Origin of the sequence: Streptomyces sp. NA04227 (genome assembly GCF_013364195.1) — a bacterium.
In the GTDB taxonomy this organism is placed as follows: domain Bacteria; phylum Actinomycetota; class Actinomycetes; order Streptomycetales; family Streptomycetaceae; genus Streptomyces.
Map to the genome: position 1 here is coordinate 7,888,439 of NZ_CP054918.1, position 6,124 is coordinate 7,894,562.

The 6,124-nt window shown below is 63.1% G+C and carries 4 protein-coding genes and 2 pseudogenes; 5 read left to right on the top strand and 1 reads right to left on the bottom strand.

Features of this window, described 5'->3' with window-relative positions:
* Positions 1-29 precede the first annotated feature (29 nt).
* The 5 genes and pseudogenes from HUT18_RS33175 (at position 30) to HUT18_RS33195 (ending at position 5,896) form a co-directional block, all read left to right on the top strand.
* Positions 30-1,007, top strand: a complete 978-nt coding sequence (locus HUT18_RS33175) for a 3-oxoacyl-ACP synthase III family protein (protein WP_176104195.1) — start codon at positions 30-32, stop codon at positions 1,005-1,007.
* 1,261 nt (positions 1,008-2,268) lie between these two features.
* The gene (locus HUT18_RS33180) at positions 2,269-3,342 is read left to right on the top strand and encodes a polyprenyl synthetase family protein (RefSeq protein ID WP_176104196.1); all 1,074 of its coding nucleotides are present in this window, start codon (positions 2,269-2,271) and stop codon (positions 3,340-3,342) included.
* A 594-nt stretch (positions 3,343-3,936) separates the two neighbouring features.
* Positions 3,937-4,272: pseudogene (locus tag HUT18_RS33185) on the top strand (transposase); the annotation flags it as partial.
* An 8-nt stretch (positions 4,273-4,280) separates the two neighbouring features.
* Positions 4,281-4,604 carry a hypothetical protein gene (locus HUT18_RS33190; protein ID WP_176104197.1) on the top strand — a complete coding sequence of 108 codons (324 nt, stop codon included), beginning with the start codon at positions 4,281-4,283 and terminating at the stop codon, positions 4,602-4,604.
* Positions 4,605-4,615: 11 nt separating this feature from the next.
* The gene (locus HUT18_RS33195) at positions 4,616-5,896 is read left to right on the top strand and encodes a site-specific integrase (RefSeq protein WP_176104198.1); all 1,281 of its coding nucleotides are present in this window, start codon (positions 4,616-4,618) and stop codon (positions 5,894-5,896) included.
* 84 nt (positions 5,897-5,980) lie between these two features.
* Here the strand turns inward: HUT18_RS33195 and HUT18_RS33200 are convergent.
* A pseudogene (locus HUT18_RS33200) lies at positions 5,981-6,124 on the bottom strand (IS30 family transposase); the annotation flags it as partial.

The window sequence follows — 6,124 nt, forward strand, 5'->3', positions numbered from 1 at the left end:
ACCACCACACCGACAAGAAAGACACCCACATGCCCGACACCGGAATCCTCGGACTCGGCACCTACGTACCACCCCGCATCGTCACCAACAACGAAGCCGGCGCCAACGCCGGAATCGACGACGAATGGATCACCCGCAAAACCGCCATCCGACAACGCCGCTGGGCCGAACCCCACCAAGCAACCTCAGACCTCGCCACCCACGCAGCACACACCGCACTCACCAACGCCCACATCACCCCCGACCAACTCACCACCATCGTCGTCGCCACCTCCACCCCCGACCGCCCCCAACCCCCCACAGCCGCCTACGTCCAACACCAACTCCGCGCAACCAACGCAGCAGCCTTCGACATCAACGCCGTCTGCTCCGGAGAAATATTCGCCCTCTCCACCATCCACGGCGCCCTCACCCACCGCGGCGGACACGCACTCCTCATCGGCGCAGACCTCTACTCACGCATCCTCAACCCCACCGACCCCAAAACCATCTGCCTCTTCGGCGACGGCGCAGGCGCCATGATCATCAGCCACAACACCCCCCACGCACACCTCCGCCACCTCGCACTCCACACCTTCGGCGAACTCGCCCACCTCATAGAAGTCCCCGCCGGCGGCAGCCGCCTCCCCACCAACAACCACACCCTCCAAACAGGCAGCCAATACTTCACCATGAACGGCCGCCAAGTACGCCAATTCGTCGAAGAAAAACTCCCACAACTCACCAAACAATTCCTCCACGAAGCAGGCGTCACCCCCGACGACATCCACCACTTCATCCCCCACCAAGCAAACGGCATCATGCTCGAAACCGTCTTCACCCACCTCGCCCTCACCCACGCCACCATGCACCAAACACTCACCCACTACGGCAACACCGGCGCCGCCTCCATCCCCATCACCCTCGACAAAGCCACCCGCGAAAACGCCTTCAAACCCGGCGACCTCATCCTCCTCGCAGGCTTCGGCGGAGGCATGTCAGCAGGCTTCGCACTCCTCGAGTGGTAACACACCCACCACAAACTCAACCCCGCCGCCGCAACGCAATCTCCACCAACTCCTCAATATCGAACTCCGAACGCCCCGGCGTCCCATAACGCGTAATCTTCCCCCGACTCACCCACTTACGAATCGTCGCCGGAGAAACCCCCGCAGCAAGCGCAGCCACACTCGTCGGCACCAACCTGTGACGCGGCGGCCTACTCACGCCCCCACCACCCCACAACCCCGCCCCACAAGCGGCCGCAACAAAATCCACTCACGCAACTCCCACGAATGCCCCAACGAACACCCAATACTGCTCCCACCCGAACCCCCCACACCCCGCGGCAACCCACTAATCACCCCCGAACAACCCTCCACCACACACCCCCTCGAAAACCCACCAACACCATCACGCTCCGGATCAATCGCACTCAACAAATCCCCCCGCAAACCCTCCACCTCATCCGCAAAATCACCAGCCGGAGGCTGAGCAACAAGCCACCCAAGATGACCCAACAAAAACCCCGCCAAAGAAGAAACAGAACGCTCAGGCACCCCCACCCCCAACTCCTCCGCAACAAACTCAGCCCAACACTCCAAAACAGCAACAATATTAAACCGCGCATCCAAAACAGACACATTCAAATGATCCCGACTACGACTCCCCGACACCCACGTCTGCCCCACCCGCCGCGACACCGGCGCCACCTGATGCAAACACTCCTCATGAAGACCAGGAAGACCACGCAAACCACGCTCCACCTCCCCGATACACACACCACACAACACCGCACCAACAGCCGCCCCAAACCCCCGCACACGACACCTCGAGCACACCTCAAAACCCATCGAAACTCCCTCATCGAATGATCCTGAGCAACCGTCACTGGCAAACACAAACACCCGCAACAAAAAACCCAACAAAAACCCGGCCCCACCACCAGACCAGAAACACCCCGAAAGACCGGACCAAAACCCAACCCCAAATACACCACACCACACACAATCAAAAACCCCGCACAGCCCCCACCCCCACCCCCGGACACCCAGACATACAAACAAGCCCCAAGAAAGCGACGACGCACATCCTGCCAGAGCAGCACCGATAAATCAGCAACACAAATACCCAGTCAATCGCCCCTACAGAGAAACTCCAGTTCCCTGCGCCCAAGACTCCGGCAAAACCACAAGCCACCCGACACCCACACACCACCCAGCAAGCACAAAAAGAACGAAAGCCCAACCCACCAACACCACACCCACACCTCCGCCCAAGGAGACAAACATGACCACAGGAGCCACCACCCACCACACCAGCGACAACCCCACCCCCTCCGCACACCACACCAGCCAAACCCTGCTCCAACACGTCGAACTCCGGCTACGCACCCTCCTCACCACCGAACGCGAACGATGGACCCAGGTGAACCCCCGAGCAGTCGTCACCATCGACGCCCTGGCCCACATGATCAACTCCGGCGGCAAACGCATCCGCCCCACCTACTGCCTCACCGGCTACCTCGCAGCGGGCGGCGACCCCGACAACCCCGCCGGCGCCACAGCAGCAGCTGCAGCCCTGGAAATGCTGCACGCCTCCGCCCTCATCCACGACGACGTCCTCGACAACTCACACCAACGACGCGGACAACCAACCATCCACACACAACACACCGCACTGCACGAACAACAAGCCTGGCAAGGCGAACCCCGCCGATTCGGCGAAGGCGTCGCCCTCCTCACCGGAAACCTCGCACTCGTCTACTCCGAACAACTCATGGCCGACGCACCCACCACCGTCACACCAGAATGGAACACACTCCGATCAGAACTCATGATCGGCCAGTACATGGACGTCGCCGCAGCCGCCGAATTCTCAGCAGACCCCCAACTCTCCCGCTGGATAGCCCTCATCAAATCCGGCCGCTACACCATCCACCGCCCTCTCGTCATAGGAGCCAGCGCCGCAAACCGAGCCGACCTCGCCCCCGCCTTCGAAGAATACGGCGAAGCAATAGGCGAAGCCTTCCAACTCCGCGACGACCTCCTCGACGCCGTCGGAGACACCGCAGACACCGGCAAACCAGCCGGCCTCGACCTCAGCCAACATAAAATGACACTCCTACTCGGCTGGGCAATGCAACGAGACGAACACATCCACACCCTCATCACCCAACCCGGCCACACCACCGAAGAAATACGTGACCGCCTCGTCGAAACAGGCGTACCCAAGGACATCGAAAAGCACATCGCCAACCTCGTGGAAAGAGGCTGCAAAGCCATCACCGACGCCCCCATCCACCCCGTATGGCGAAGCCAACTCAAGTCCCTTGCGCACCAAGTGGCTTACCGCAACACGTAACACCCGCCCCGGAAAGGGAAATAGGAGCGGGAACCGCGGCCGAGAATATCCAGAAAGAGAAATGGACGAAACGTCAACTCCCTGAAGAATAAAGCTATTTGATGTAAGAAGAATCTCGGCACGAACTGGGTTGATATTTCCCGTACTTGTCGAGGAGGGGATACCGATCTCCAGAATCGAGGAACAGCCGAGTGCCCCGCTGGCTGCTGCCAGCCTGAAGGTGACCGCGGAGCGGGCAGCTTCCAACTCCCTTAGCCACAAGCAAAGTTGCAGATAACAATGCAGCGAAGGTGGTGAGTCGATCGCGGAGCTATCGACTCACCACCGACCGATCACGTGCTCCACGGAGTGGAGCACTCGGCCACGGAGTGGCCGACAGATCGCGGAGCGATCTGGACCGCCGCGTAGCGGCGGCGCGTCGTGTCTGCGGAGCAGACCGCGCGCATCCAGAACCACAACCGACCACCCCCTGCCGCCGCACACTGACTACGCAGCAGAGTGCCCAGCAGCCCGACTCAGCACATCAGGAACTGGCCGCGTTCATCCGTACGCGGGTGAGGACGTTCACGTGTACGCCGACACCTGGTGAAGGGCATACCACCGATCCGCTCCCGCCGCGGGCGACGGCGACGCAGGCCGGACAAGCTTCACGCAGACAAGGGATACGACTACCTTCACCTGCGGCGATGGCTACGAGGCCGCGGCATCAAGCACCGCATTGCCCGCAAGGGGATCGAGACCTCGCAGCGGCTCGGCCGCCACCGCTGGACCATCGAGCGCACCATGTCCTGGCTCGCCAGCTGCCGCCGACTCCACCGCCGCTACGAACGCAAGGCCGAGCACTTCCTTGCCTTCACCAGCCTTGCCTGCACCCTCATCTGCTACCGCAGACTCAAGACAACTCCATGCGTTGTGAAAGCTGCGCCATGATGGCCGGCGTGAGCAAAGAGACTGCGCTTGAGGCGGTAGCACGCCTGTACCAGGAATTCATGGGATTGCCCTTCCCTCCCAGGCTGGCTGGAGCGGACCGGGCCGGCTTCGACCTGGTGATGCTGGACTCCGACACCGCAGCCTGGATTTTTATCTGGATCAAGAACGGCGGCGAGCTCGAAACGCGAGGTCGGAGCGGTCTGCTTCGCTGCATCGCCCGCCTGGACCAGGTCATACCTGTACTCAGCGAAGAGGACGGCCCTGAGTACTGGCACCGCCTGCGCGAGATGGCTCACCTTGTCGCGGTTACCTCACAGATAGCCACCAAATGAGATGACCCCTTATGACCACGCCGCGCCCCGCCGCCTCCCACCGCACCCGCACCCGCTCCCGCGCCAACGGAGACGGCACCATCTACCAGCGCAAGGACGGCCGCTGGGAAGCCGCCGGATACGTCCTCGCCCCCGGCAACACTCGCAAGCGCGTCCGCGTCTACGGCACAAGCCGGAAGGAAGCCCTGGGCAGGCTCACCAAGAAGATCGCCGCGAGCAACCTCGGGCTGCCCGTCGCAGTATCCGACTGCACCGTGAGCGACTACCTGACGTACTGGCTGAACAGCATCGCCGTCCACCAGGTCCGGGAGATCACCCACACCCGCTACGCCGCCTGCATCCGTCTCCACCTCATCCCCGGCCTCGGCGCGAAGAAGCTCGCCCGGCTCACCGCCCGCGACGTCCGCACCTTCCTCGACCACCTCCGCGTCGCCTGCCAGTGCTGCGTACATGGACGGGACACCGCCCGGCACTCCTGCTGCGCCATCGGCCAATGCTGCGACAAGAGGCTCTCGCCACTGACCGTGACCTACGTCCACTCGGTCCTCAAGTCCGCACTTGAGCACGCCGTCCGCGAAGACGACCTGCCCCGCAACGTCGCCCGAAACGTCAGGACCCCCGCGCCCCGCCCCCGGCGCTTCAAGCCCTTCACCGCGAGCGAGGCCCGGCAGTTCCTCCAGGCCGCCAGCGGCGACCGGCTTCACGCGCTGTACGAACTCGCCCTGCGCACCGGCCTCCGCAAGGGCGAACTCCTCGGCCTGCACTGGGAAGACCTCGACCTCGACGCGGGAACCGCCGCCATCCACCGCTCCCTCCAGCGCACTCACACCGGCGGCCTGACCATCCTGCACACCAAGACCCGCGCCTCTGAACGCCGTATCGCACTGCCCACCGAATGCATCAACTCTCTCAAGATCCACCAGGAGAGGCAGCAGGAAGATCGTCAGGCTGCGGGATCACGATGGGCGGACAACGGTCTCGTCTTCACCACCCCGGTCGGCAGGCCCTTCGATCCCACCAACCTCACACGCCGCTTCCGCCACCTCCTCGAACGCGCCGGCCTTCGAGTGATCCGCTTCCATGACCTCCGGCACTCGACCGCCACCCTCCTCCTGGAGCAGGGCATCGACCTCGTCGTGATCAAGGAGTTGCTCGGCCACGCCCACATCGGCGTGACGGCCAGCGTCTACGCCCACGTCCGACTCCGCCTCCACCGCCAAGCCATCGGCAGCCTCGGCGAAGCTCTCAGCCCTGGCAGCGACGGCCCCGACTTCCCACCCGTCGTCCGCTGACGTTGCCGTCACCGTTGCCGTCAAACGCCCGTAGAGGCCCCGCTGGAAAACGGCGAATTCAAGGTGTCGTGGCAACACCGCTGGTCATGCGGCTGTTGTGAGGAGCTTAGCGAGGCGCTCGGCTGGGGTTTCCCAGCCGAGCGTTTTGCGTGGACGGCCGTTGAGTTCGGTGGCGACGGCGTCCAGGCGCTCACGGCTGTGCCGGGACAGGTCGGTGCCCTTCGGGAA